Raw genomic sequence first — 26159 nt, 5'->3', positions numbered from 1 at the left:
TTCAGGGCGTGATTCTACCTACTTTTGCCTCACATTAACCGAGCAAAGCACGACCATGATGGCGCAAATGGTCTTCGATGAAGCTGGCGATGAAAAAGTAGCTGTGGTCGTAGCCAGGTTGCAGGCGCAGTTCCAACGGATGGTTGGCCGCCTTGGCCGCTTGCTGCAGGGCCTCGGGCTTGAGCTGAACCGCAAGGAAATCGTCACGATCGCCCTGGTCCACCAGTAGCGGCAGTTTTTCCGAGGCTTCGCTGATCAGCACGCAGGCATCCCATTCACGCCACTTGGAACGCTCTTCGCCCAGGTAACGGGAAAAAGCTTTCTGGCCCCAGGGGCAGTCCATCGGATTGTTGATTGGCGAAAACGCCGACACCGATTGGTAGCGTCCCGGGTTACGCAGCGCGCATACCAATGCGCCATGTCCGCCCATGGAGTGACCGCTGATGCCGCGTTTAGCCGACGCAGGGAAATGCGCCTCCACCAAGGCCGGCAACTCCTGCACTACGTAGTCATGCATCCGATAGTGCTGGGCCCAGGGCTCCTGCGTGGCGTTCAGATAGAAACCAGCGCCGAGGCCGAAGTCCCAGGCGTTGTCCGGATCGTCCGGCACACCGGGGCCGCGCGGGCTGGTGTCCGGTGCGACGATAATCAAACCCAGCTCGGCGGCCATGCGCTGGGCGCCAGCCTTCTGCATGAAGTTCTCATCGGTGCAGGTCAAGCCGGACAGCCAGTACAGTACCGGCAACTTACCGCCCTGCTCTGCTTGCGGCGGCAGATAGACGGCGAAGGTCATGTCGCAACCGAGCACATCGGAATGATGCTTGTAGCGTTTATGCCAGCCGCCGAAGCTCTTCTGGCATGACAGGTTTTCCAGACTCATGGCCGACCTCAGAAGTGAATGACGGTACGAATGCTCTTGCCTTCATGCATCAGGTCAAACGCTTTGTTGATATCTTCAAGGCCCATGGTGTGGGTGATGAAGGTGTCCAGCGGGATCTCACCGGTCTGGGCCATTTCCACGTAGCTTGGCAGCTCTGTGCGCCCACGCACGCCACCGAATGCCGAACCGCGCCAGACGCGCCCGGTGACCAGTTGGAACGGACGCGTAGCGATTTCCTGGCCGGCACCGGCCACGCCGATGATCACCGACTCGCCCCAGCCTTTATGGCAGCACTCAAGCGCCGCACGCATCAGTTGCACATTGCCGATGCACTCGAAGGAAAAGTCCACGCCGCCGTCGGTCAAATCGACAATCACGTCCTGGATTGGGCGGTCGTAATCTTTCGGGTTAATGCAGTCGGTAGCCCCCAGTTGCTTGGCGATTTCGAACTTGGCCGGGTTGATGTCGATGGCAATGATGCGACCGGCCTTGGCCTTGACCGCGCCGATCACGGCCGACAGGCCGATACCGCCCAGCCCGAAGATAGCCACGGTGTCGCCCGGTTTGACCTTGGCGGTGTTGAGCACCGCGCCGATGCCCGTGGTGACGCCGCAACCAAGCAGGCAGACTTTTTCCAGCGGAGCTTCCTTAGGAATCTTGGCCACGGAGATTTCCGGCAACACGGTGTACTCGGAGAACGTCGACGTGCCCATGTAGTGGAAAATCGGCTGGCCCTTGTAGGAAAAGCGCGTAGTGCCATCCGGCATCAGGCCTTTGCCTTGGGTAGAACGGATGGCCTGGCACAGGTTGGTCTTGCCCGACAGGCAGAATTTGCACTTGCCACATTCCGGGGTGTACAGCGGGATCACATGATCGCCGACAGCGACTGAAGTTACGCCCTCGCCGATGGCTTCGACCACTGCGCCGCCTTCGTGACCCAGGATCGACGGAAAAATGCCTTCCGGGTCCGCACCCGACAACGTATAGGCATCGGTGTGGCACACGCCGGAGGCAACCACCCGCAACAGCACCTCGCCAGCCTTGGGCATGGCGACGTCCACTTCCACGATCTCAAGGGGCTTCTTGGCTTCGAAGGCTACGGCGGCGCGGGACTTGATCATCCGGGTTTCTCCAGGGGGTTAAAAATTGATTGCAGCAGTGTAAAACATGGCTGCCTGATTAATAATCCAGGCGAAAGCAAAACTTTATTGCTGTACAGGGATAATGACCATGCTGGAAAACCGCTGGGAAGGCATCGACGAATTCGTCGCAGTGGCCGAGTGCAGCCAATTCACGGCGGCGGCAGAGCGCCTGGGAGTATCGTCGTCCCATATAAGCCGCCAGGTGGCACGCCTGGAGGAGCGGTTGCAAACGCGCCTGTTGTATCGCAGTACACGCAAGGTGACGCTGACCGAAGCGGGTCAGACGTTTCTGCAACATTGCCAGCGTTTGCAGGATGGTCGCGAAGAAGCCCTGCGGGCAGTAGGCGACCTCACCAGCGAACCCAAGGGCATGTTGCGCATGACCTGCGCAGTCGCCTATGGCGAGCGCTTTATCGTGCCACTGGTGACCCGGTTCATGGCGCTCTATCCGCAACTGCGGGTGGATATCGAACTGAGCAACCGTCAATTGGATCTGGTGCACGAGGGCCTGGATTTGGCCATCCGCCTGGGTCGCCTGCAAGACTCGCGCATGGTCGCCAGCCGCCTGGCACCGCGACGCATGTACCTGTGCGCCTCCCCTTCCTACCTGGAACGGTATGGTCGGCCCCATAGCTTGTCGGAATTGAGTCGGCATAACTGCCTGATCGGCAGCTCGGATATCTGGCAACTGGCCCAGGACGGGCGGGAATTTTCCCAAAGGGTTCAGGGAAACTGGCGCTGTAACAGTGGGCAGGCGGTGCTGGATGCGGCGCTGCAAGGTGTAGGGCTGTGTCAGTTGCCGGATTATTACGTGCTGGAGCATTTGCACAGTGGTGCGCTGGTGTCATTGCTGGAGGCGCATCAGCCACCGAATACGGCGGTGTGGGCGCTGTACCCGCAGCAGCGGCATTTGTCGCCGAAGGTCAGGAAGCTGGTGGACTTTCTCAAAGAAGGCTTGGGTGACAATTCGGTCTATCGAACATAAACAGCTACCGTTCGTGCATTGCCTGGACACCGGTTAATAACCGCTTTCATTAGAAAACCAGGCAAGCCCATGACGTCCAACACTCGGCAACTCCAGCATATCAATCATTTTGTCCGAAAGGTTCTGGCCGACTTTCCGGTGCCCAGCGCAATCGCAGCCCAATTGCTTTGCGAGCATCTACAACCATTCACTCAGGAACAACTGGACCCGGATACTACGTTCCTGACCACTCTGGAATACAACCTCGACAATCCCAATGCACCCTACACTGCAGTGATCGTCCAATCCATGAGCCTGACCGAGGCCATGATCTGCAATGCGCCCCATGCCCCTGGCGGCATGATCAACAACACGGGCTTTTCCACTATCGCGCCGTACTTCAATATCGTCGATGAACTGCCGCGCCTGATGGATAACCGCATACCGCAAATGTTCAACGAAGAGTTCATCACTTCCGGCTGGATCCCGCCCAGACGGTATGAGGCGCTTTACCGGCAAAGCGAACCTCAGGTCTACGACCCGACCACCCAACTGGAGATCGCGCCAGCCGTTCTCAGAAAGGTGATTGACTCAAGCAACTTTGAACAAACCTATGACAAGGCCATCACCCAATTCTGGGGGGAGCATCGGGACAATTACACCACCCTGATGCGCATTGCCTTCGCCAAGGCTTACCTCAATCAGTACGAAGAATTCACGCTCACCGAAGCAGAACGGCAACTGGCCGCACGAGCGGCAGGTATCGGCGTCGACAGGGACGCCAGCAACCTGACCCTTGAAGATTTTCAGGCGCCCTACTCACCGGATAAAAACTTATCCGTGCGCGTGCTGCGCATTCATCAGTTCGACGCCACCGACATTCTTACGATTACCGACACCCAGAGCCAGATCACCCTGCTGTACGTCCCCGGCAACTCCTCCCCCATCCATGGTTTCAACAGCCCAACGGACATGCGCAATGCGCTGGTAAAAGTGGCCAAGGACCCGACCCAGCGCAAAGCGCTGACCAACCACTTTGAACCCGACTCGATTGACTCCGGCCTGATCTACTGTGGTGTCGAGGAAGCATTGATCGGTATGGCGATGTACCCGGAATCTTCCAGCCCCGCCGGTTTTTTCAATAGCTTGTTGCGCAACGGTTATTGGGACCCCGAGCAATACATTAATAACCCAATGTATCCGGCGCTCAGAAGCAACCCATTTGCGTTTATCGCACGACAGATCCGCAGTCGGATTGCAAAATTGGCAGCCAAAACCGTTGTCTCGCCCTTGGACACATTCAAAGCCGACACCCTCGACGCCTTGGATAAAGCCTGCCTGCTGGCGATCCCCGTGGCGCTGACCATGGGCACCGCGTTGCTGGCGGAGTTTTGTTTCATTACCTCAGGTTTGACTGGCATGGCGATCGGCGCCGATGACGTGCTCAAGGACAAACCCCACGCCGTTGAGCGCATGGTGTTCGGCGCCCTGAACGCGCTCCCGGTGGTTATCCACGGCATCAGCAAAGGCGCGAGCAGTCTCGAGGCGTTACGCCCCGTGCTTGGCCCGGCTACGCGGGCAGAGGAGGGCCAGATCAACGTCAAGGTGATCACTCAGGCCTCCGCCCAAACCGAGACTCGCCCCCTGGTCGCTGCAACATCTCCCAGCGGCTTGCAGACCGTCAAAATTCAGGGCGAGACCTTCCTGACCTACAAAAGCCCGAATGACTGGGGTTCTTTTGAGCTGTTCGTGAATAATCCAGAAGCCCCCGAGAAGACTCAAGCCACGGGTCTCTACGCTATTCAGAGCTCCGACCTGCAATGGCGACGTGCCGGATTGACCGGAGGGGGGGCATTTCGCAATGCCTGGCAACGGGTTTACAAACTGTTCGATAGCACCCAGCAGTTGAGTTTCTTCAGCGCCTACCAGATGCCAGCGCCCGTGCGCGAGACCGTCGTGCAGATGCTCACCGACACCAGCTCATTTTCGGAAGATTTCGAACCCTTCGGAATGGATGCACAGTCGATCAGCAACGCCCGGAGACTGTTCTTTGAGAAAAGGAGCCAATTAAACCAGGATTCGGCGATCTTCTTTCACCACCTGCCCTACTCGCCCCTGCAGCCGGTCCTCCCCCGCTTGAGCTTGAACGAATCACAGCAAAGCATTATCGAGAAACTGCTACGTGCCAGTGACGGCCTCGTGATCGGCGAAAGCCACAGCGCCGAATCGAGCAAAGCCTTTCTGATCGACAACATGCAGATACTCGCCAGCCAAGGTGTCAAACGCATCTACTTCGAACATCTGCTGACGGATGTGCATATTCCGATGCTGAAGGCTTTTTACCGGTCGAAGAACGCCCCTATGGCCGAGGCGCTGACAAACTTCCTGAACGGGATCTACCCATTGCCCCGAAACCACTATTACTCATTCACAAACGTCGTGACCAAAGCCCGAGAGGCCGGAATCAAGATCCAGCCGATCGACTGCACCGTGAGCTACATACTTCGCGATATGCGCGACAGTGCGGGAACCCTGCGCCAGCGGATGATGAACTATTACGCTACCGAGGTGATTCAGTGGATCCAGACCTCCAAGCGCCAACCCGGTAAATGGGTCGCACTGGTGGGCGATACCCATACCAATACGTTCAAGGACATCCCTGGGCTGGCCGAACTCACCGGCAGCATCGGCCTGCGGATAGAAGACAGGATGGGCACCCACCCGTTGGGCATCGAAGTCGATCCGGGGCGCACCGCCAGCCTGGGCCTGAACAAAGGGGAAGGCACGGTCAAAGCCAACCTGGTCTTGCGCGTTGATCCTGCCGCGTTGCAGCACTCAATGGAATCACAGCCCGGCCCTTCGCACAGTCGAGTGGTGAAGTCGGCCCAGGCACTGCTGACACGGCCAGGCCAATTCATGCTCACCGAGGCCACCCACATTGACTATCGGTCCCGACGCGGGGACCTGCGCAGTTTCAGGATCAACAGCCAGAAAGGCCGGAACTCCATCAACGTGGTCGGCTGGCCTATTGATGAGAAGCCATTCGACAGCATTGAGGCATTGGTGAGCGAGCTGAAAACCCTGCCCGGGTTGGAGCAAGTCTACGGCTGAGGGTCAGGACGCCTGATAAGCCCGGCGCTGACGCAGCCATTCAAGGTCTTCGGGGCGGGTGACCTTGATATTGTCCGCACGCCCTTCGACCAGCCGCGGCGCCTGGCCGGACCATTCCATGGCCGACGCTTCGTCGGTGATCACGGCGTCCGCCACCAGGCTGTCGGCCAAGGCGCGGTGCAAGGCCCCCAGGCGGAACATCTGCGGCGTATAAGCCTGCCAGATCAGGCTGCGGTCAACGGTTTCCACCACGCGGCCATGCTTGTCGACGCGCTTGAGCGTGTCGCGAGCCGGCACCGCCAGCAGACCGCCCACCGGGTCATCCGCCAGTTCAGCCAAGAGTTTGTCGAGGTCATCACGGCTCAAGTTAGGCCGCGCCGCGTCATGCACCAGCACCCAGTCATCATCACTGGCACCCAGGGCATTAAGGTGCAGCAGTGCATTAAGCACCGAGCCCGAGCGTTCCGAGCCACCGTCCGCACGCTGGATGCGCGGGTCTGTGGCGCACGCCAGGGTGGGCCAATAAGGATCATCAACAGCAAGACTGACCACCAGGCCCTTGAGCGAGGGGTGGTCGAGAAAACAGCCGAGGCTGTGTTCGAGAATAGTGCGCCCGCCCAATTGCAGGTATTGCTTGGGACGGTCCGCGGCCATACGGGCACCGACGCCCGCGGCAGGAATCACGGCCCAGAAGGCCGGTAGATCGTTATTCATTGGGCCAACTGGTAGAGGGTCTCGCCCTCCTTGACCATGCCCAACTCATGACGAGCCCGCTCTTCAACGGTCTCCGTACCTTTTTTCAGCTCAAGCACTTCGGCGTCCAGGACACGGTTGCGCTCCAGCAGGCGTTCGTTTTCGGCACGCTGGTCGGCAATTTGCTGGGTCAGCTCTTCCACCTGCGCAAAGCTGCCATTACCGACCCATAGGCGGTACTGCAGGCCAGCCAGCAACAAGAGCAAGACGAGGAACAACCAATTGGGACTGCGCATCGAAATCCGGATATCCAGTGAAAAAAGACAGTCATGCAAACCTTTTGCAGCAACTGATAGCACAAAGCCTGGAAAAACCAGGCTTGCGCTTGTCAGTCAGCAGATTAGCGCCGAAATTCACACTTTCGTGAAATTTCTGACGCAACCCGCCGACTTTTTACCATTTACTGCTTAGCCGCGAAACTCGCCGCGACCGTTGTACTTGGCTTTACCTGCCAATTGCTCTTCGATGCGCAGCAATTGGTTGTACTTGGAAACGCGATCGGAACGGCACAGGGAGCCGGTCTTGATCTGGCCCGCCGAAGTGCCCACGGCCAGGTCGGCAATGGTGGAATCTTCGGTTTCGCCGGAGCGGTGGGAGATCACGGCGGTGTAGCCCGCAGCCTTGGCCATCTGGATGGCTTCCAGGGTTTCGGTCAAGGTGCCGATCTGGTTGAACTTGATCAGGATCGAGTTGGCGATCTTCTTGTCGATGCCTTCTTTAAGGATCTTGGTGTTGGTCACGAACAAGTCGTCGCCCACCAGCTGGATTTTCTCGCCGATCTTGTCGGTGAGGATTTTCCAGCCATCCCAATCGGACTCGTCCAGGCCGTCTTCGATCGAGATGATCGGGTAGCGCTGGGTCAGGCCCTTCAGGTATTCAGCGAAACCTTCTGAGTTGAACACCTGGCCTTCGCCGGACAGGTTGTACTTGCCATCCTCAAAGAATTCGCTGGCCGCACAGTCCAGGGCCAGGGTCACGTCGGTGCCCAGTTTGTAGCCGGCGTTGGCCACGGCTTCGGAAATCACTTTCAGTGCATCTTCGTTGGAGGCCAGGTTCGGTGCGAAACCACCTTCGTCACCCACAGCGGTGCTCAGGCCACGGGCCTTCAGTACAGCCTTGAGGTGATGGAAAATCTCGGTGCCCATGCGCAGGCCTTCGGAGAAGGACTTGGCGCCCACCGGCTGCACCATGAATTCCTGGATGTCGACGTTGTTATCCGCGTGCTCGCCACCGTTGATGATGTTCATCATCGGTACCGGCATCGAGTAGACGCCCGGGGTGCCGTTCAGGTTGGCGATGTGCGCGTACAACGGCAGGTCCTGGTCCTGAGCTGCTGCCTTGGCGGCAGCCAGGGACACGGCGAGGATTGCATTGGCGCCGAGGCTGCCTTTGTTTTCAGTGCCGTCGAGCTTGATCATCGCGTGGTCCAGGGCTTTCTGGTCCAGCGGGTCCTTGCCCAGCAACAGGTCACGAATCGGACCGTTGATGTTGGCTACAGCCTTGAGTACACCCTTGCCCAGGTAACGGCTCTTGTCGCCATCACGCAGTTCCAGCGCTTCGCGCGAACCGGTGGAAGCACCGGACGGCGCGCAGGCGCTGCCGATGATGCCGTTATCGAGAAGCACGTCGGCTTCGACGGTGGGGTTGCCACGGGAGTCGAGAACTTCACGACCTTTGATGTCGACGATTTTTGCCATTGTTGTAAACACTCCAAAGTTGACGAAAACGACGCAGCTGAAGGAAATCTTTTGACCGACCGCAAGGGTGGAACAACGGGGCAGGCTTGCAGACGACAAGGCTCAGGCCCAAGGGCCTGAGCATTTAGCGTGGGAAATTCTACCGGAGAAATGGCAGTTACGCGGTCTCTACCGTCGGAAAACTCTTGACCAGCTCGTCCAACTGCTTGAGTTGGGCCAGGAATGGCTCCAGCTTGTCCAGGCGCAGGGCGCATGGGCCATCACATTTGGCGTTGTCCGGGTCCGGGTGGGCTTCAAGGAACAGGCCCGCCAGCGACTGGCTCATGCCCGCCTTGGCCAGGTCGGTGACCTGGGCACGGCGACCGCCGGCGGAGTCCGAGCGACCACCGGGCATTTGCAGCGCGTGGGTCACGTCGAAGAACACCGGGTATTCGAACTGTTTCATGATGCCGAAACCGAGCATGTCCACCACGAGGTTGTTGTAGCCGAAGCTCGAACCACGCTCGCAGAGGATCAACTGGTCGTTACCCGCTTCCACGCACTTGCTCAGGATGTGTTTCATCTCCTGAGGGGCGAGGAACTGGGCTTTCTTGATGTTGATCACAGCGCCGGTCTTGGCCATGGCGACCACGAGGTCGGTCTGGCGCGACAGGAAGGCCGGCAACTGGATGATGTCGCACACCTCGGCGACCACGGCAGCCTGCTCAGGCTCGTGGACGTCGGTGATGATCGGCACGCCGAAGGCTTGCTTGATGTCCTGGAAGATCCGCATGCCTTCTTCAAGGCCCGGGCCGCGATAGGAGGTCACGGAAGAACGGTTGGCCTTGTCGAAACTGGCCTTGAACACGTATGGGATGCCCAGCTTCTGGGTAACCCGCACGTATTCTTCACAGACCTGCATCGCCATGTCGCGGCTTTCCAGCACGTTCATGCCGCCGAACAGCACCATGGGCTTGTCGTTGGCAATCTCGATATCGCCTACGCGAATGATCTTCTGGGCCATCAGGGTTACGCCTTCTTCTGATGTTGCGTCAGTGCTGCTTTGACGAAACCGCTGAACAACGGGTGACCGTCGCGCGGCGTCGAGGTGAACTCCGGGTGGAACTGGCAGGCCACGAACCACGGATGATCCGGCGCTTCGACCACTTCAACCAGCTTGCCGTCACCGGAGCGACCGGAAATCTTCAGGCCAGCCTCTTTGATCTGCGGCAGCAGATTGTTGTTCACTTCATAGCGGTGACGGTGACGCTCGACGATTACGTCCTTGCCGTAGCAGTCGTGTACCAGCGAGCCGGCTTCCAGCAAGCAGTCCTGCGCACCAAGGCGCATGGTGCCGCCCAGGTCGGACGTTTCGGTACGGGTTTCAACGGCGCCGGTGGCGTCTTCCCACTCGGTGATCAGGCCGACGACCGGGTGGCCGCTGCTGTGATCGAACTCGGTGGAGTTGGCGTCTTTCCAGCCCAGCACGTTACGGGCGAACTCGATAACGGCCACTTGCATGCCCAGGCAGATACCCAGGTAGGGCACCTTGTTCTCGCGAGCGTATTGCACCGCGGTGATCTTGCCTTCCACGCCACGCAGGCCGAAACCGCCCGGCACGAGAATCGCGTCAACGCCTTCGAGCAGCGCAGTGCCCTGGTTCTCGATATCTTCGGAATCGATGTAGCGCAGGTTGACCTTGGTACGGTTGCTGATGCCGGCGTGGCTCATCGCTTCAATCAGCGACTTGTACGCGTCCAGCAGCTCCATGTACTTGCCGACCATGGCGATGGTGACTTCATGCTCAGGGTTGAGCTTGGCGTCGACCACGGCTTCCCACTCGGACAGGTCCGCGCCATTGCACTGCAGGCCGAAACGCTCGACCACAAAATCATCCAGCCCCTGCGAATGCAGGATGCCCGGGATCTTGTAGATGGTGTCGGCGTCTTCCAGCGCGATCACCGCACGCTCTTCAACGTTGGTGAATTGCGCGATCTTGCGGCGCGAGGAAATGTCGATCGGGTGATCGGAACGGCACACCAGTACGTCAGGTTGCAGGCCGATGGAACGCAGTTCCTTGACCGAGTGCTGGGTAGGCTTGGTTTTGGTTTCGCCGGCGGTGGCGATGTACGGCACCAGTGTCAGGTGCATCAGCATCGCGCGCTTGGCGCCGACTTCGAAACGCAGCTGGCGGATGGCTTCAAGGAACGGTTGGGATTCGATGTCACCCACGGTGCCACCGATCTCGACCATCGCCACGTCGGCATCGCCTGCACCCTTGATGATGCGGCGCTTGATTTCGTCGGTAATGTGCGGGATCACCTGGATGGTTGCACCCAGGTAGTCACCACGGCGCTCTTTGCGCAGCACGTGCTCGTAGACACGGCCGGTGGTGAAGTTGTTGTTCTGGGTCATGGTCGTGCGGATGAACCGCTCGTAGTGGCCCAGGTCCAGGTCGGTCTCGGCGCCGTCGTGAGTGACGAACACTTCACCGTGCTGGAACGGGCTCATGGTGCCCGGGTCGACGTTGATGTACGGGTCCAGCTTGAGCATGGTGACTTTAAGCCCCCGCGCCTCCAGGATGGCCGCCAATGAAGCGGAGGCAATGCCTTTCCCCAATGAAGAAACAACACCGCCCGTGACGAATATGTAGCGCGTCATGAAAAACCCTAGAAGTCTGCGTTAAAGCGGTCCGAGCCGCCGGGGAAAGCGAAGGAAGGCCGAAGCCCCCGATCACCTGCATTAATCACAGTGCACCTTTCAAAAAAACCGCCGCGTTGTGACAGACCAGCAAGGAAACACCGGTACGTTGATCGCTACACATTTTTTGGAATCGCCCAGCAAAGACTGCTTGGTAATCGGCAACTGCTGCGATTCAGTCGAATCCACAGAAGTTGTATCAAGAAGGGAGCGTAGTCTACCGGAAAGGCGCTATCAGCTCAAACCTTGATCGCAGGTCTGTGGCAACCAATGTAATTGCCAGTCATCCAGCGGACTGGCCCTCAGCCCCGCAAGCGTTGGTACAGCCAGCAATTGCTCGCCCCGATAGACCAGCGGCAATCTGCCACGGACGAAGCCCGGCATACCACTTTCATTCAACAGGCGCTTGAGATCACGCCGGCCTCGACCTGGCACTTCGACGATTTCGCCACCCTGGCGATAACGAATCGACAAGGGTCCCTCGGGAGCCTTGCCGGCAAACATCAGTTGGCCGTTCCCGGGTAACTCTAGTGGATTTCGCGGATCGGGCCAGCTCACCGACACGTCGGAAAATTCCGACCACGTGGAAGGCAGCCACCAAATGCGTTCGCCGCAACGATGAAGCTGACCGTCGGCCAGGCGCCATAACGGCTGTGCGTCCCCCTTGGCATCGCGCAGGGCGTACCAACTGGCCCAGTGGTCACTGTCGGGCAGACGAGTCAGGGGATTCAGCCAATGACGCAAGGCATTGCGCTGGCGCGCATCGGAAAGATCGCGCAACGGAGCAAGGACCAAGGAAGGCAAAGGCAACCAGGGAAACGCTGAAGGCTGATCGGCGGCGGTCAGATCCATGTGCGCCAGTTCGTCGAGCAGGCCCTGGGCTTCACTCAGGTGCTCGGCAGTGCGCGCCAGGCTTGATACTGCCTGAGGCCAGCGCTGCGTCAGCGTTGGAAAGACCTGGTGACGCAGGTAATTGCGCGAGAACCGTGGATCGGCGTTCGAAGGGTCTTCAATCCACTTCAATTGGTGTTCGTGGGCGTAGGCTTGCAGTGCTCCGCGGGAAACCGCCAGCAATGGCCGCACCAAGTGCCCCGTCGCCAACGGGCGACGCTCGGGCATTGCCGCCAACCCACGCACTCCGGCTCCGCGTAACAGGCGGAACAGCAGGGTCTCGGCTTGATCGTCGCGATGCTGGGCGGTGAGCAGCACCTCCCCTGCCCCGATCACCTCGGTAAACGCCTGGTAACGTGCGTTACGCGCGGCACGCTCCAGGCTGGAACCGGGTTGCACCTGCACACGCAAGACCTGCAAAGGTATGCCCAGGCTGTCACATAACGCTTGGCAATGACTGGGCCAGGCGTCAGCGGCCGCTTGCAGCCCATGATGGACATGCACAGCGCTGATGGGCGGCAGGGTTTCGGTGTTTGCCAGGGAAGCCAGAAGGTGCAGCAGGACGGTGGAGTCGAGGCCACCGGAGAATGCAATGCGCCAGGCCGGAGCATTGCGCCAGGGGGCCAGGGTTTTCAGGAGTCTGGCGGGTAGAGCCGGTTTCATCAGATGTCCCCGCCGCAAATCTGGAATACATAAGCCGAGCATACACAAAGCAAATGTGGGAGGGGGCTTGCTCCCGATTGCTGAGTGTCAGTCACTGCATCTGGTGACTGATCCACCGCTATCGGGAGCAAGCCCCCTCCCACATTGAGTTACGGCGTCGACTTTAGAGACCGTAGCTCATAAGGCGCTCGTAACGACGGGCCAGCAGCGCTTCGTTATCCAGCTTCTTGAGCATCGCCAGTTGCGAGCCCAGTTCAGCACGGATGGTCGCGGCAGCCGCGGCCGGGTCACGGTGGGCGCCGCCCAGTGGCTCGGCGATCACTTTGTCCACGATACCCAGGCCCTTGAGGCGATCGGCGGTGATGCCCATGGCTTCAGCCGCATCCGGCGCCTTCTCTGCGGTTTTCCACAGGATCGAGGCGCAACCTTCCGGCGAAATCACCGCGTAGGTCGAATATTGCAGCATGTTCAACTGGTCGCACACGCCAATGGCCAGCGCACCGCCGGAACCACCTTCACCGATCACGGTGGCGATGATCGGGGTTTTCAGGCGAGCCATGACCCGCAGGTTCCAGGCAATCGCTTCACTCTGGTTGCGCTCTTCGGCGTCGATACCCGGGTATGCGCCCGGAGTGTCGATGAAGGTCAGGATCGGCATCTTGAAGCGCTCGGCCATTTCCATCAGGCGGCAAGCCTTGCGGTAGCCTTCCGGACGCGGCATACCGAAGTTGCGACGGACTTTCTCGCGCACTTCACGACCTTTCTGATGGCCGATCACCATTACCGGCTGGTCGTCCAGGCGAGCGATACCGCCCACAATGGCCGCGTCGTCGGAGAAGTGGCGGTCGCCGTGCAGCTCATCGAACTCGGTGAAGATGTGTTCGATGTAGTCCAGGGTGTACGGACGGCGCGGGTGGCGAGCCAGGCGCGCGATCTGCCAACTGGTCAGCTTGCCGAAGATGTCTTCGGTGAGCGTGCTGCTTTTGTCTTGCAGGCGAGCGATTTCGTCGCCGATATTCAGCGAATTGTCATTGCCGACCAGGCGCAGCTCTTCGATCTTGGCTTGCAGGTCAGCGATCGGCTGTTCGAAATCAAGAAAATTCGGGTTCATAAGCGTCCGTCTTGGGTCGACGGCCAAGGAGTGCCTGGCCAGCCGGTTGTCTATTCGCGCCCTACCTTAAGGGAGAGGCGCGTTTAGGTCGAGATTAAATGTTCAGCCGAGGTCAGGGGTACTGACCGTCAACGGTATTGGAGGAAGACGTTGTCTCGCCCGAACTGGTCACGCAAAGCTTGAATCAAGCCATCAGCCGGATCAATCCGCCACGTCTCACCAAACTGCAACATGGCCTTGGCGTCGCTGCCGGTGTACTCCATGGTTACCGGGCACGCGCCGCGGTGGCGCTTGAGCAGGTCACCCAACCAGCGTAGCTGATCGCCCTTGAGCGCTTCGGTCTTGACCTTCAAGCGCAGGCTTTCGGCCAGGTTGGTGCGCGCATCTTCCATGCTCATCACCCGTTTGATACGCAGGCGCAGGCCACCGGAGAAGTCATCATTGCTGACCTCCCCTTCCACCACCACCATGGCGTCGGTCTGCAAAAGTGACTGGGCGGAGTGGAACGCGTCGGCAAACAGTGACGCTTCGATCCGGCCCGAGCGGTCATCCAGGGTGATGAAACCCATTTTGTCGCCCTTTTTATTTTTCATCACCCGCAGGGCGATGATCATGCCGGCGACGGTCTGGGTATCCCGCGCGGGCTTGAGGTCGATAATGCGCTGGCGGGCGAAACGGCGGATTTCGCCTTCGTACTCGTCAATCGGGTGGCCGGTGAGGTACAGGCCCAAGGTGTCTTTCTCACCTTTGAGGCGTTCCTTGAGGGTCAGCTCCTTGGCCTTGCGATGATTGGCGTAGACATCCGCATCCTCTTCGACGAACAGCCCGCCAAACAGGTCGGCGTGGCCGCTGTCATGGGTGCGGGCAGTCTGTTCGGCAGCCTTGATCGCCTCTTCCATGGCGGTAAGCAGCACCGCACGGTTACGGTCGATATTGGCCTGGTAAGCCTTCGGCTCATCATGGAAATACGGGCCGAGACGGTCGAGCGCGCCGCTGCGGATCAAGCCATCAAGGGTACGTTTGTTGATGCGCTTGAGGTCAACACGCGCGCAGAAGTCGAACAGGTCCTTGAATGGCCCATCCTGACGCGCTTCGGTGATGGCCTCCACCGGGCCTTCGCCCACGCCCTTGATCGCGCCGAGGCCATAGATGATGCGACCTTCGTCATTCACCGTGAACTTGAACTCAGAGGCGTTCACGTCCGGCGCATCCAGGCGCAGCTTCATGGTGCGCACTTCCTCGATCAAGGTCACGACCTTGTCGGTGTTGTGCATATCGGCCGACAGTACCGCAGCCATGAACGGCGCCGGGTAGTGGGCTTTCAGCCAGGCGGTCTGGTACGACACCAGGCCATAGGCGGCGGAGTGGGATTTGTTGAAACCATAACCGGCGAATTTTTCTACCAGGTCGAAGATGTTACCGGCCAGGTCGGCGTCGATGTTGTTGGTGGCGCACCCCTCGATGAAACCGCCGCGCTGCTTGGCCATTTCCTCGGGTTTCTTTTTACCCATGGCGCGACGCAGCATGTCCGCACCACCGAGGGTGTAGCCGGCCATTACCTGGGCGATCTGCATCACCTGTTCCTGATACAGGATGATGCCGTACGTCGGCGCCAATACAGGCTTGAGGCCCTCGTATTGATAGTCGGAGTGCGGGTAAGCCAGCTCGGCGCGACCGTGCTTGCGGTTGATGAAGTCATCCACCATGCCCGACTGCAGCGGGCCCGGACGGAACAGCGCCACCAGTGCGATCAAGTCTTCCAGGCAGTCGGGCTTGAGCTTTTTGATCAGCTCTTTCATGCCCCGGGATTCAAGCTGGAACACCGCCGTGGTTTCGGCCTTTTGCAGCAGGCTGTAGGTCGGTTTGTCGTCCAGCGGGATAAACGCGATATCCAGCGGTTCTTCGCCGACCTTGGCGCGGTCGCGGTTGATGGTCTTGAGTGCCCAGTCGATGATTGTCAGGGTACGCAGGCCGAGGAAGTCGAACTTCACCAGACCGGCCGCCTCCACGTCATCCTTGTCGAACTGGGTGACCAGGCCGTCGCCTTCTTCATCGCAGTAGATCGGTGAAAAGTCGGTGAGCTTGGTCGGCGCAATAACCACACCACCGGCGTGTTTACCGACGTTACGCACCACGCCTTCGAGCTTGCGCGCCATGTCCCAGATTTCGGCAGCTTCTTCATCGACCTTGATAAAGTCGCGCAGGATTTCTTCCTGCTCGTAGGCTTTTTCCAGGGTCATGCCGACTTCGAACGGGATCATCTTCGACAGGCGGTCGGCCAGGCCGTAGGACTTGCCCTGCACCCGCGCCACGTCGCGAATTACCGCTTTCGCCGCCATAGAACCGAAGGTGATGATCTGACTTACCGCGTTGCGGCCGTATTTCTCGGCAACGTATTCAATCACGCGGTCACGACCATCCATGCAGAAGTCGACGTCGAAGTCGGGCATCGACACCCGTTCCGGGTTCAGGAACCGTTCGAACAGCAGGTCATATTCCAGCGGGTCAAGGTCGGTAATCTTCTGAACATAGGCCACCAGCGAGCCAGCACCTGACCCCCGGCCGGGACCTACCGGTACGCCGTTGTTTTTGGCCCACTGGATAAAGTCCATTACGATCAGGAAGTAGCCGGGGAATCCCATCTGGATGATGATATCCAGCTCGAAATTCAACCGGTCGACATACACCTGGCGCTTGGCTTCGTAGTCTTCAGTGGTGTCCTTGGGCAGCAGAACGCTAAGGCGTTCTTCCAGGCCATCGAACGACACTTTGCGAAAGTATTCGTCGATGGTCATGCCATCGGGTATCGGGAAGTTGGGCAAAAAGTGCTTGCCCAGTTTCACTTCGATGTTGCAGCGCTTGGCGATCTCGACGGAGTTTTCCAGGGCCTCGGGCAAATCGCTGAACAGCTGCGCCATTTCATCGGCGCTTTTGAGGTATTGCTCTTCGCTGTAATTCTTCGAGCGGCGCGGGTCATCCAGGGCCCGGCCTTCGCCGATGCACACGCGGGTTTCATGGGCCTCGAAATCTTCTTTCTTGATAAACCGCACATCGTTGGTCGCCACCAGCGGAGCACCCAGCTTATCGGCCAGGGCTACGGCAGCATGCAGTTGTTCTTCATCGTTGGGGCGGTTGGTACGCTGGACTTCCAGGTAGAAACGGTCCGGGAATACCTGCATCCACTCACGTGCCAGCACCTCGGCTTCCTGGGGATTACCGCCCAGCAACGCGATACCGATCTCGCCCTCTTTAGCCGCCGAGAGCATGATCAGGCCTTCGCTGGCTTCGGCCACCCACTCGCGCTCGATGATGATCGAGCCGTTGCGCTGGCCGTCGATAAAGCCGCGGGAAATCAGTTCAGTGAGGTTGCGATAACCCACGCCGTTCATCGCCAGCAGGCTGATGCGGCTCAGTGGGTTATCCGGGTCCTTGTTGGACAGCCACAGGTCGGCGCCACAGATCGGCTTGATGCCGGCGCCCATGGCGTTCTTGTAGAACTTGACCAGGGAACACATGTTGTTCTGATCGGTTACCGCCACCGCAGGCATATTCATGCCCACCAGGGTTTTGACCAGTGGTTTGATCCGTACCAGGCCGTCGACCAGGGAGTACTCAGTGTGCAGGCGCAGGTGAACGAATGAAGCCGGCATAGTGATCCTGTCTTGATACATGAAAACAACAAGGCCCGGATTGTACCGGGCCTTGGTAAAAACATCAGCCTTGCTGCTAAACCTCGATCAGACTTTCGCGGGCCTCATAAGCCAGGCGTACCGGGGCAAACGAGCGGCGATGGATCGGGGTCGGGCCCAGCCGAGCCAGGGCTTCCAGATGAACGGGCGTCGGGTAGCCTTTATGGCCGCCAATCCCGTAGCCGGGGTAGATCAGTTCGAACGCAGCCATTTCACGGTCACGGCTGACCTTGGCGAGGATCGAGGCGGCGGCAATGGCTGGAACCTTGCTATCGCCCTTGACCACCGCTTCGGACGGCATCGCAAGCTTCGGGCAACGGTTGCCATCGATCATCGCCATTTTCGGGGTGATATGCAGCCCTTCAACAGCACGCTGCATGGCTAACATGGTTGCATGGAGGATATTAAGTTCGTCGATTTCCTCGACTTCAGCGCGAGCGATATGCCAACTCAGGGCCTTTTCACAGATCTCGTCATAGAGCTTTTCGCGACGGGCTTCGGTAAGCTTTTTCGAATCATTGAGGCCCAGGATCGGGCGGTTCGGATCTAGGATTACCGCCGCCGTGACCACTGCGCCACACAGCGGGCCGCGTCCTACTTCGTCAACACCGGCCACCAGTTCGTGAGCTTGGGCAACCAGGCTGAAATCCAGCCCCATTTGCGTGGTCATAAGGCTTCCTGTTTATGGCCGATCAAGGTCAACACGGCGTCGGCCGCCTGGTTCGAGGCATCACGACGCAACGTGCGATGAATGTCGTCGAAACCACGGGTCTGCTCTTCGCCGCCGTCAATCAAGGGCAGTAGGGTCTGCGCAAGCGCTTCAGGCGTTGCATCGTCCTGCAACAACTCTGGCACCAGCAGGCGCTGGGCCAGCAGGTTGGGCAGGGAGATATAAGGGCTCTTGACCATGCGCTTGAGAATCCAGAAGGTCAGCGGCGCCAGGCGATAGGCTACAACCATTGGCCGCTTGTACAGCAAGGCTTCAAGGGTGGCAGTGCCCGACGCAATCAACACCGCATCGCAGGCTGCCAGAGCCAGATGGGACTGGCCGTCAAGCAGGGTCAGCGGCAGGTTGCGACCTTCCAGCAGGGTCTCGATCTGTGCGCGGCGTTGCGGGCTGGCACACGGCAGCACGAAGCGAACCCCCGGCTTTTGTGCCTGCAGACGTTCGGCGGCATCAAAAAACAGCGCCCCCAGACGCCCTACCTCTCCGCCACGACTGCCCGGCATCAACGCCACCAACGGGCCGTCGGGCAAACCCAGCTCGGCACGCGCGGCAGCACGATCGGCTTGCAACGGAATGGCATCGGCCAGGGTATGGCCGACAAACCGCACCGGTACGCCCTTCTCCTCGTAGAACCTGGCTTCGAACGGCAACAGGGTCAACATCAGGTCGCAGCCTTCGCGGATCTTCAACACGCGCTTCTGCCGCCACGCCCATACGGATGGGCTGACGTAGTGCACGGTCTTGATCCCGGCCTGACGCAATTTTAGTTCGATATTGAGGGTGAAATCCGGTGCATCGATGCCGATAAAGACGTCAGGCTTTTCATCGATCAGCGTCTTGATCAACAGCTTGCGGCGAGCGAGCAGCTCACGCAGGCGTCCCAACACCTCCACCAACCCCATGACCGACAGCCGCTCCATGGGGAAGTAGGAGGCAAGCCCTTCGGCCTGCATCAGCGGCCCACCCACACCGATAAACTCCACCGCAGGATGCTGGGCCTTGAGGGCTCGCATCAGGCCAGCACCCAGAATATCGCCGGACGCTTCACCGGCCACGAGTGCAATACGCAGATTGGCCATGATCAGCGAGTGATGCCGCGAGTCGACGCCTGGATCGAGTCACGGAACACCGCGACTTCCGGAAACAGGGTTGCCGGCTCGGTCAGTTCGGTCAGCGCCTGCTCAACCGTCAGCCCCTGACGGTAAACCGTCTTGTAGGCACGGCGCAGAGCGTGGATCGCCTCTTCGCTGAAACCGCGGCGGCGCATGCCTTCGAAGTTCATGCTGCGAGCCTCGGCAGGGTTGCCGAACACCGTCACGAATGCAGGCACATCCTTGCCAATGGCGGTGCCCATGCCGGAAAAGCTGTGGGCGCCGATATGGCAGTACTGATGCACCAGGGTGAAACCGGACAGGATCGCCCAGTCGTCAACGTGCACATGGCCTGCCAACGCAGTGTTGTTGACCAGGATGCAATGGTTGCCGATCACGCTGTCATGACCGATGTGCGCATAGGCCATGACCAGGTTGTGATCACCCAAAGTGGTTTCAGCGCGATCCTGTACGGTGCCGCGGTGAATGGTGACGCCTTCACGGATGATGTTGTGGTCACCGATTACCAGGCGTGTTTCTTCACCCTTGTACTTCATGTCCGGGGTGTCTTCGCCTACCGAGGAAAACTGGTAGATACGATTGTGTTTGCCAATACGGGTCGGACCTTTAAGGATCACGTGTGGCCCGATGACAGTCCCCTCGCCGATTTCCACACCTGCGCCGACGATCGACCAGGGGCCAACCTCAACGTCGGCGGCCAGTACGGCCGACGGATCGATGATTGCGCGAGGGTCAATCAAACTCATAGTTTGCGTTCCGCACAGATGATCTCGGCAGAGCATACCGGCTTGCCATCTACCGAGGCCTGGCATTCGAACTTCCAGATCTGGCGCTTGCAGCTGATGAACCTGGCTTCCAGGATCAACTGGTCACCCGGGGTGACCGGGTTGCGAAAACGCAGCTTGTCGGAGCCCACGAAATAGTAAAGCGTGCCGTCGGCAGGCTTGAGGTCGAGCATTTTGAAACCAAGGATACCGGCAGCCTGGGCCATCGCTTCGATGATCAACACGCCCGGCATGATGGGATGCGCTGGGAAGTGACCGTTGAAGAATGGTTCGTTGATGCTGACATTCTTGTAGGCACGAATGCGCTTTTCCTCGACATTGAGGTCCACTACGCGGTCCACCAGCAGGAACGGGTAACGGTGAGGCAGGTATTCGCGAATCTCGTTGATGTCCATCATTTCGGGGGGAAGCCTGTAATAAAGATTGGGGGCGGGCGAACTAAGCGCACGCCCCGCTAGCAAATCAAGGAGGCAGTCTAGCGGCTGTGCACACTTGATATGGAAATGGTATCAGCCTTCAGATGAAGCATTACCGCCAGGGGTCACGTCCCCAACACGCTTTTCCAGCTGTTTGATACGTCGTGCCATGTCGTCGATCTTCCTCAAACGCGCCGCGCTCTTGCGCCATTCAGCCGCAGGTTGCATGGCGGTACCGGAAGAATAGGCCCCCGGCTCGGTAATCGAGTGAGTCACCATGGTCATGCCGGTGATAAAGACGTTGTCGCAAATATCGATATGCCCCACCAGCCCGACGCCGCCGGCGAGCATGCAATGCTTGCCGATTTTGGTGCTGCCGGAAATACCCACGCACGCAGCCATGGCGGTGTGATCGCCAATCTGTACGTTGTGGGCGATCTGGATCTGGTTGTCGAGCTTCACGCCGTTACCGATCACCGTATCGGCCAAAGCCCCACGATCCACCGCAGTGTTTACACCGATCTCCACATCGTCGCCGATCAATACGCCGCCGACCTGGGCAATCTTGTGCCAGACACCTTTGGCGTTGGCAAAGCCAAAGCCTTCGCCGCCGATAACAGCGCCGGACTGAATGACCACACGCTGACCAATACGCACATCGTGGTAGAGGGTTACACGTGGGGCCAGCCAACCATTGGCACCGATTTCACAGCGTGCGCCGATAAAGCAGTGGGCGCCCACGGTGACACCTGCACCAATACGCGCCCCGCTCTCGATCACTGCAAACGCACCGATGCTGGCCGCAGGGTCAACCTGGGCATCATCGGCAATTACCGCAGATGGGTGGATGCCACCGGCCGCTTTCGGCTTGGGATCGAACAGGTGTGACGCCTTGGCGTACGACAGGTACGGGTCGGCCACCACCAGCGCATCCCCGATAAACCCTTCAGCGTCAGCGGCCTTCAGCAACACGGCTGCGGCCTGGCAATCAACCAGGTATTTACGGTATTGGGGATTTGCGAGGAAGCTCAACTGAGCTGGGCCAGCCTCCTGCAAGGTGGCTAGCCCAGTGATTTCTTTCTCCGGGGAGCCACGCAAGGTGGCTCCCAGGAACTCGGCCAACTCGCCGAGTTTGATAGTCGCGGTCATGGCTTACTTCAGCTGGTTCATGCGCTCGATCACCTGACGGGTGATGTCGTATTGAGGCTTGACGTCAATCACGGCGCCGCGCTCGAACACCAGGTCAAAGGCACCCTTCTTGATGACTTCTTCCACGGCGCTGTCGAGCTTGGGCTTGAGCTGCTTGAGCATTTCACGGTCGGCAACAGCCTTGGCTTCGTTCAGCTCCTTGGACTGGAACTGGTAGTCACGGGCCTTTTGCTTGAATTCAAGCTCCAGACGCTCGCGCTCGCCTTGCTGCATCTTGTCGCCACCGGCTACCAGACGATCCTGGATGCCCTTGGCGCTGCTTTCCAAGGTTTTGAGCTTGGTCAGCTGCGGACCGAATTTTTTCTCGGCATCCACGGCGTACTTCTTGGCCGCGTCGGATTCCAGCAGAGCCATCTGATAGTTCAGGACGGCGATTTTCATTTCGGCGAAGGCCGGGGTGGTTACCAGCACAGTGGCCAGCAAGACCAATTGAGTCAACTTACGCACGATGTACTCCTACAGAATCCGTTGTCGTTATCTTGGGTCAGACGCTTAGAACGTCTGGCCGAGGGAGAATTGGAAAATCTGGGTTTCAGCGTTATCCGGTTTCTTGATCGGCATGGCCAGCGCAAAGCTCAACGGGCCCAGCGCAGTCACCCAGGTCACACCCACGCCCACGGAGCTCGCCAGGTTGCTGAGGCTCACGTCGTTGCATTGGGTGTTGGACCGCGAACCGTTCGGGTTGGTGACTTGTTCACACTTGGAGTCGAACACGTTACCCACGTCCCAGAAGACTGAGGTGCGCAGCGAACGCTGGTCCTTGACGAATGGCAGCGGGAACAGGATCTCTGCACCACCCTGGATCAGCACGTTACCACCGAATGGCAGCGGGTCGTTGTCGTCGTCACGTCGAGTTCCGACGTTACCGGTGTCAGCAAAACCACGGCTTGGCGTACCACGCGGGCCCAAAGTACTGTCCTTGAAGCCACGTACCGAGTTGAAACCACCGGCGTAGTAGTTCTCATAGAACGGCAAGCCATCAGTGGAACCATAACCGTCGCCATAACCCAGCTCTGTGTGCAGGCGCATGGTGTAGTTATCGCTCAACGGCTGGAACAACTGGCCGCGGTAGTCGAGCTTGAAGAACGACAGGTCGCTGCCCGGTGTGGTGACTTCCGCAGTCAGGCTCTGGGAATGACCACGGGTTGCCAGTACACCTTTGTTCAAGGTCGACTCGGACCAGCCGGCAGATGCCTTGAAGTTCAGGAACTTGTCACCTTCACGACGAGTGAAGTCGAAGATCTCGTCCACGGTATATACACCGGTCTTGATCTCGTCCTGTTGCGCGGTGATGCCGAAGGTCAGGCGCGAGGTTTCGCTGATCGGGTAACCGATGTTTGCGCCCACACCCAGGCTGTCGATCGCATAGCTTGCAACGTCGACGTCGAGGTCTTTGTAGTCGGTGGTGCGGTAGAAGGCGTTGTAGCCCAGGCTCACACCGTCAGCTGTCCAGTAGGGGTCGACATAACCGAAGTTATAGCGGCTCTGGTATTCGCTTCGGGTCAGGCCGATGGAAACCTTGTTACCGGTACCGAGGAAGTTGTTCTGGGTGATCGAGCCACCCAGGATCAGGCCGGCGCTCTGTGCGAAACCGACGCTGGCGGTGATCGAGCCCGAAGCTTGCTCTTCAACGGCGTAGTTCACGTCAACCTGGTCATCCACACCCGGTACGGCCGGGGTTTCGACGTTGACTTCCTTGAAGAAGCCCAGACGCTCAAGACGGGTCTTGGACTGGTCGATCAGGTAGGTCGAAGCCCAGCCACCTTCCATCTGACGCATTTCACGACGCAGCACTTCGTCCGCAGACTTGGTGTTGCCACGGAAGTTGATGCGGTTTACGTAGGCACGCTTGCCAGGATCGACGACGAAGGTGATGTCTACCGTGTGATCTTCATCATTCGGGGTCGGCACGCCGTTGACGTTGGCGAAGGTATAGCCTTCGTTACCCAGGCGGCGAGTGATCAGTTCGGAGGTAGTGGTCATCAGCTTGCGCGAGAACACCTGATCCTTCTGCACCAGCAGCAGGGACTTGACCTGGTCCTCAGGGACTTTCAGGTCGCCGCTGAGCTTGACGTCACGAACCTTGTACTTCTCGCCTTCGTTGACGTTCACGGTGATATAGACGTGCTTCTTGTCCGGGGTGATGGACACCTGGGTCGAAGCGATGTCCATGTTGATGTAGCCACGGTCCAGGTAGTAGGAGCGCAGGCGTTCAAGGTCACCGGAAAGTTTTTCACGGGCGTATTTGTCATCGTTCTTGAAGAACGACAGCCAGTTGGTGGTCTTGAGCTCGAACAGGTCGATCAGGTCGTCATCAGCGAATTTGGTGTTGCCCACCACGTTGATGTGCTGAATGGCCGCGACGGTACCTTCGTTGATATTGACCTTGAGGCCCACACGGTTACGAGGCTGCGGGATCACTTCGGTTTCCACGGTCGCGGAGTAGCGGCCCTGGGCAACGTACTGGCGTTGCAGTTCGTTACGCACACCCTCAAGGGTCGCGCGCTGGAAGATCTCGCCTTCGGCCAGGCCGGATTGCTTCAGGCCCTTCATCAGGTCTTCAGTGGAGATGGCCTTGTTACCTTCGATCGCGATACTCGCAACGGAAGGTCGTTCGACGACCGTGATGACCAGGACGTTGCCTTCGCGACCCAGTTGGATATCTTGAAAGAACCCGGTTTTGAACAGCGCACGAGTGGATTCCACCAGGCGACGATCATCCGCCTGTTCCCCGACGTTCAACGGCAAGGCACCAAAGACGCTACCCGCGGAAACCCGCTGGAGGCCGTTGACGCGAATATCGGAGATGGTGAAGGACTCGGCGTGAACTTCGGCGATCATCAATACGGTGAGAACCGCAGTTAGCAGCAGACGTTTCATGAAGTCCTTTCTTATTCCAACTGGCAATAAACAAACTGCCGCAAAATGCGGCAGATTCGCAATTCAGCGAAGCGTTACAGTCGTCCCAGATCGTTGACCAGAGCTAACAACATCACCCCGACCACCAAACTGATACCGATCTGTATCCCCCAACCCTGCACCCGATCCGACAAGGGGCGACCACGCACCCACTCGACCAGATAAAACAGCAGATGCCCCCCATCCAATACTGGAATGGGCAGCAAATTCAGAACCCCAAGGCTAATACTCAGATAAGCCAGGAAATTCAGGAAATCCGCGACACCCGACTGGGCAGAAGCGCCCGCCACTTTAGCAATGGTTATCGGTCCACTCAAGTTTTTTACCGAGAGCTCACCGAACAACATTTTCTTGAGGGATTCGAGGGTCAGTACGCTCATGGTCCAGGTGCGTTTCGCACCCTCGCCAATCGCGGCCAAAGGCCCGAAGCTGACCTCTCGAACCATCGATGGCGGCCATTCGACACCTTTGACCCCGGCACCCAGGTAACCCCCGGCCGCCTTGGCCTCCCCGCGAACCGACAAGGTCACGGGAACATCGATTTGAGCACCCTCGCGCTCAACTTTCAGCACAATTCTGGTATCAGGACGCACACGTACCAGGTCGACCACTTGCTGCCAGTCACCCAGCGCCTGGCCATCGAGGGCCAGCAGGCGATCACCGGTTTTCAGGCCTGCGGCCTGGGCCGGACCTTTCGGATCCAGCTCAGCCAGTACCGGCGGCAAGGCCGGACGCCAAGGACGAATCCCCAGGGATTTGATCGGATCAGGCTCATCGGCGCCCTTGAGCCAGTGGTCCAGAGCCAACGCCCGCGGGGTTTCGGCACTGGAATCCTGGTCACGCACCACCACATTGACGGTGCCGCTTTCACCCAGGCGGCGCACCAACTGCAAATTGACCGCGCCCCAACCGGTGGTCGGCTCGCCATCAATGGAAACAATTTCCTGCCCTGCCACCAAGCCGGCCCTGGACGCGATGCTGTCCGCCTCGACTGCACCGATGACCGGGCGCACCTGCTGGCTGCCCATCATGGCCAGAACCCAGAAGAACACCATTGCCAACAGGAAGTTGGCGATCGGGCCCGCTGCAACAATTGCGATACGCTGACGAACGGTCTTGCGATTGAAAGACTGATCCAATTGATCAGCCGGCACTTCACCTTCGCGCTCATCGAGCATCTTGACGTAGCCACCCAACGGGATAGCGGCAATCACGAACTCGGTGCAACGACGATCATGCCAGCGCAACAATGGCATGCCGAAACCAACGGAAAAGCGCAATACCTTGACGCCGCAACGACGCGCCACCCAGAAGTGGCCGAATTCGTGGAAGGTAACCAGCACACCCAGAGCAACCAGGGTGCCGACAATCATGTAGAGCGCACTCATCTAATTTCTCCGCATTTCAATCC

General features: G+C 58.9%; 20 protein-coding genes. 2 read left to right on the top strand and 18 right to left on the bottom strand.

The features are described 5' to 3' along the window. Nucleotides 1–34: 34 nt before the first annotated feature. Together fghA and E4O97_RS00175 are read right to left on the bottom strand one after the other, a co-directional pair. Nucleotides 35–880: an S-formylglutathione hydrolase gene (gene fghA, locus E4O97_RS00180; protein ID WP_032877364.1), complete on the bottom strand. Its 846-nt coding sequence runs from the start codon at nucleotides 878–880 to the stop codon at nucleotides 35–37. Between the two features lie 8 nt (nucleotides 881–888). Next, the gene (locus tag E4O97_RS00175; RefSeq protein ID WP_005785751.1) at nucleotides 889–2001 is read right to left on the bottom strand and encodes an S-(hydroxymethyl)glutathione dehydrogenase/class III alcohol dehydrogenase; all 1113 of its coding nucleotides are present in this window, start codon (nucleotides 1999–2001) and stop codon (nucleotides 889–891) included. A 109-nt stretch (nucleotides 2002–2110) separates the two neighbouring features. Here E4O97_RS00175 and E4O97_RS00170 point away from each other — a divergent pair, with 109 nt between their 5' ends. Together E4O97_RS00170 and E4O97_RS00165 are read left to right on the top strand one after the other, a co-directional pair. After that, nucleotides 2111–3007 (top strand): LysR substrate-binding domain-containing protein, encoded by an 897-nt coding sequence (locus tag E4O97_RS00170; RefSeq protein ID WP_005785749.1) that lies wholly within the window; start codon nucleotides 2111–2113, stop codon nucleotides 3005–3007. Between the two features lie 69 nt (nucleotides 3008–3076). Then, a complete protein-coding gene (locus E4O97_RS00165) occupies nucleotides 3077–6097 on the top strand; it encodes a membrane-targeted effector domain-containing toxin (RefSeq protein WP_248160729.1) in 3021 nt (1006 codons plus the stop codon). A 3-nt stretch (nucleotides 6098–6100) separates the two neighbouring features. Here E4O97_RS00165 and ispD read toward each other — a convergent pair whose 3' ends face one another. From ispD to rseP, 16 genes are all read right to left on the bottom strand, one after another. Continuing rightward, nucleotides 6101–6811, bottom strand: a complete 711-nt coding sequence (ispD, locus tag E4O97_RS00160) for a 2-C-methyl-D-erythritol 4-phosphate cytidylyltransferase (RefSeq protein ID WP_005785745.1) — start codon at nucleotides 6809–6811, stop codon at nucleotides 6101–6103. Next, nucleotides 6808–7086, bottom strand: coding sequence for a cell division protein FtsB (gene ftsB, locus E4O97_RS00155; protein WP_003189195.1), 279 nt, complete (start codon nucleotides 7084–7086; stop codon nucleotides 6808–6810). Before ftsB ends, ispD begins: the two co-directional genes overlap by 4 nt. 171 nt (nucleotides 7087–7257) lie before the next feature. Continuing rightward, nucleotides 7258–8547, bottom strand: a complete 1290-nt coding sequence (gene eno, locus E4O97_RS00150) for a phosphopyruvate hydratase (protein WP_032877366.1) — start codon at nucleotides 8545–8547, stop codon at nucleotides 7258–7260. Between the two features lie 157 nt (nucleotides 8548–8704). Continuing rightward, nucleotides 8705–9550: a 3-deoxy-8-phosphooctulonate synthase gene (gene kdsA, locus E4O97_RS00145; RefSeq protein ID WP_003189190.1), complete on the bottom strand. Its 846-nt coding sequence runs from the start codon at nucleotides 9548–9550 to the stop codon at nucleotides 8705–8707. 5 nt (nucleotides 9551–9555) lie between these two features. Continuing rightward, a complete protein-coding gene (locus tag E4O97_RS00140) occupies nucleotides 9556–11187 on the bottom strand; it encodes a CTP synthase (RefSeq protein ID WP_005785740.1) in 1632 nt (543 codons plus the stop codon). Nucleotides 11188–11460: 273 nt separating this feature from the next. After that, nucleotides 11461–12780, bottom strand: coding sequence for a tRNA lysidine(34) synthetase TilS (gene tilS / locus E4O97_RS00135; RefSeq protein ID WP_248160728.1), 1320 nt, complete (start codon nucleotides 12778–12780; stop codon nucleotides 11461–11463). A gap of 163 nt (nucleotides 12781–12943) precedes the next feature. Beyond that, on the bottom strand, nucleotides 12944–13891 hold the full coding sequence (locus tag E4O97_RS00130) for an acetyl-CoA carboxylase carboxyltransferase subunit alpha (protein WP_003189182.1): 948 nt from the start codon (nucleotides 13889–13891) through the stop codon (nucleotides 12944–12946). Between the two features lie 128 nt (nucleotides 13892–14019). Beyond that, a complete protein-coding gene (dnaE, locus tag E4O97_RS00125) occupies nucleotides 14020–17541 on the bottom strand; it encodes a DNA polymerase III subunit alpha (RefSeq protein WP_248160727.1) in 3522 nt (1173 codons plus the stop codon). 76 nt (nucleotides 17542–17617) lie between these two features. Beyond that, nucleotides 17618–18250, bottom strand: a complete 633-nt coding sequence (gene rnhB / locus E4O97_RS00120) for a ribonuclease HII (RefSeq protein WP_248130913.1) — start codon at nucleotides 18248–18250, stop codon at nucleotides 17618–17620. Next, on the bottom strand, nucleotides 18247–19386 hold the full coding sequence (lpxB, locus tag E4O97_RS00115; RefSeq protein WP_032877371.1) for a lipid-A-disaccharide synthase: 1140 nt from the start codon (nucleotides 19384–19386) through the stop codon (nucleotides 18247–18249). Before lpxB ends, rnhB begins: the two co-directional genes overlap by 4 nt. Nucleotides 19387–19388: 2 nt before the next feature. Then, nucleotides 19389–20165 (bottom strand): acyl-ACP--UDP-N-acetylglucosamine O-acyltransferase, encoded by a 777-nt coding sequence (lpxA, locus tag E4O97_RS00110; RefSeq protein ID WP_005785728.1) that lies wholly within the window; start codon nucleotides 20163–20165, stop codon nucleotides 19389–19391. Further along, nucleotides 20162–20602, bottom strand: coding sequence for a 3-hydroxyacyl-ACP dehydratase FabZ (gene fabZ, locus E4O97_RS00105; protein ID WP_005785726.1), 441 nt, complete (start codon nucleotides 20600–20602; stop codon nucleotides 20162–20164). Before fabZ ends, lpxA begins: the two co-directional genes overlap by 4 nt. 111 nt (nucleotides 20603–20713) lie before the next feature. Beyond that, nucleotides 20714–21769 carry a UDP-3-O-(3-hydroxymyristoyl)glucosamine N-acyltransferase gene (lpxD, locus tag E4O97_RS00100; protein ID WP_005785724.1) on the bottom strand — a complete coding sequence of 352 codons (1056 nt, stop codon included), beginning with the start codon at nucleotides 21767–21769 and terminating at the stop codon, nucleotides 20714–20716. Nucleotides 21770–21772: 3 nt separating this feature from the next. After that, on the bottom strand, nucleotides 21773–22276 hold the full coding sequence (locus E4O97_RS00095; RefSeq protein ID WP_003172279.1) for an OmpH family outer membrane protein: 504 nt from the start codon (nucleotides 22274–22276) through the stop codon (nucleotides 21773–21775). Between the two features lie 45 nt (nucleotides 22277–22321). Further along, nucleotides 22322–24709, bottom strand: coding sequence for an outer membrane protein assembly factor BamA (gene bamA, locus E4O97_RS00090; protein WP_032877372.1), 2388 nt, complete (start codon nucleotides 24707–24709; stop codon nucleotides 22322–22324). Nucleotides 24710–24783: 74 nt separating this feature from the next. Next, nucleotides 24784–26136 carry a sigma E protease regulator RseP gene (gene rseP, locus E4O97_RS00085; RefSeq protein WP_248160726.1) on the bottom strand — a complete coding sequence of 451 codons (1353 nt, stop codon included), beginning with the start codon at nucleotides 26134–26136 and terminating at the stop codon, nucleotides 24784–24786. Nucleotides 26137–26159 lie beyond the last annotated feature (23 nt).

This window comes from Pseudomonas sp. W15Feb34, assembly GCF_023127765.1.
GTDB lineage: Bacteria > Pseudomonadota > Gammaproteobacteria > Pseudomonadales > Pseudomonadaceae > Aquipseudomonas > Aquipseudomonas synxantha_A.
Note: the sequence above shows the minus strand (reverse complement) of the source record. Positions and strands in the feature narration are given on the sequence as shown.

Bases quoted from the DNA above. Each gene is read 5' to 3' on its own strand.
- E4O97_RS00175 (WP_005785751.1), bottom strand. From the start codon at position 2,001: ATGATCAAGTCCCGCGCCGCCGTAGCCTTCGAAGCCAAGAAGCCCCTT.
- tilS (WP_248160728.1), bottom strand. From the start codon at position 12,780: ATGAAACCGGCTCTACCCGCCAGACTCCTGAAAACCCTGGCCCCCTGG.
- ispD (WP_005785745.1), bottom strand. From the start codon at position 6,811: ATGAATAACGATCTACCGGCCTTCTGGGCCGTGATTCCTGCCGCGGGC.
- fghA (WP_032877364.1), bottom strand. From the start codon at position 880: ATGAGTCTGGAAAACCTGTCATGCCAGAAGAGCTTCGGCGGCTGGCAT.
- dnaE (WP_248160727.1), bottom strand. From the start codon at position 17,541: ATGCCGGCTTCATTCGTTCACCTGCGCCTGCACACTGAGTACTCCCTG.
- E4O97_RS00165 (WP_248160729.1), top strand. From the start codon at position 3,077: ATGACGTCCAACACTCGGCAACTCCAGCATATCAATCATTTTGTCCGA.
- E4O97_RS00170 (WP_005785749.1), top strand. From the start codon at position 2,111: ATGCTGGAAAACCGCTGGGAAGGCATCGACGAATTCGTCGCAGTGGCC.
- rnhB (WP_248130913.1), bottom strand. From the start codon at position 18,250: ATGACCACGCAAATGGGGCTGGATTTCAGCCTGGTTGCCCAAGCTCAC.
- lpxD (WP_005785724.1), bottom strand. From the start codon at position 21,769: ATGACCGCGACTATCAAACTCGGCGAGTTGGCCGAGTTCCTGGGAGCC.
- E4O97_RS00130 (WP_003189182.1), bottom strand. From the start codon at position 13,891: ATGAACCCGAATTTTCTTGATTTCGAACAGCCGATCGCTGACCTGCAA.
- kdsA (WP_003189190.1), bottom strand. From the start codon at position 9,550: ATGGCCCAGAAGATCATTCGCGTAGGCGATATCGAGATTGCCAACGAC.
- bamA (WP_032877372.1), bottom strand. From the start codon at position 24,709: ATGAAACGTCTGCTGCTAACTGCGGTTCTCACCGTATTGATGATCGCC.
- rseP (WP_248160726.1), bottom strand. From the start codon at position 26,136: ATGAGTGCGCTCTACATGATTGTCGGCACCCTGGTTGCTCTGGGTGTG.
- eno (WP_032877366.1), bottom strand. From the start codon at position 8,547: ATGGCAAAAATCGTCGACATCAAAGGTCGTGAAGTTCTCGACTCCCGT.
- ftsB (WP_003189195.1), bottom strand. From the start codon at position 7,086: ATGCGCAGTCCCAATTGGTTGTTCCTCGTCTTGCTCTTGTTGCTGGCT.
- lpxB (WP_032877371.1), bottom strand. From the start codon at position 19,386: ATGGCCAATCTGCGTATTGCACTCGTGGCCGGTGAAGCGTCCGGCGAT.
- E4O97_RS00140 (WP_005785740.1), bottom strand. From the start codon at position 11,187: ATGACGCGCTACATATTCGTCACGGGCGGTGTTGTTTCTTCATTGGGG.
- fabZ (WP_005785726.1), bottom strand. From the start codon at position 20,602: ATGATGGACATCAACGAGATTCGCGAATACCTGCCTCACCGTTACCCG.
- lpxA (WP_005785728.1), bottom strand. From the start codon at position 20,165: ATGAGTTTGATTGACCCTCGCGCAATCATCGATCCGTCGGCCGTACTG.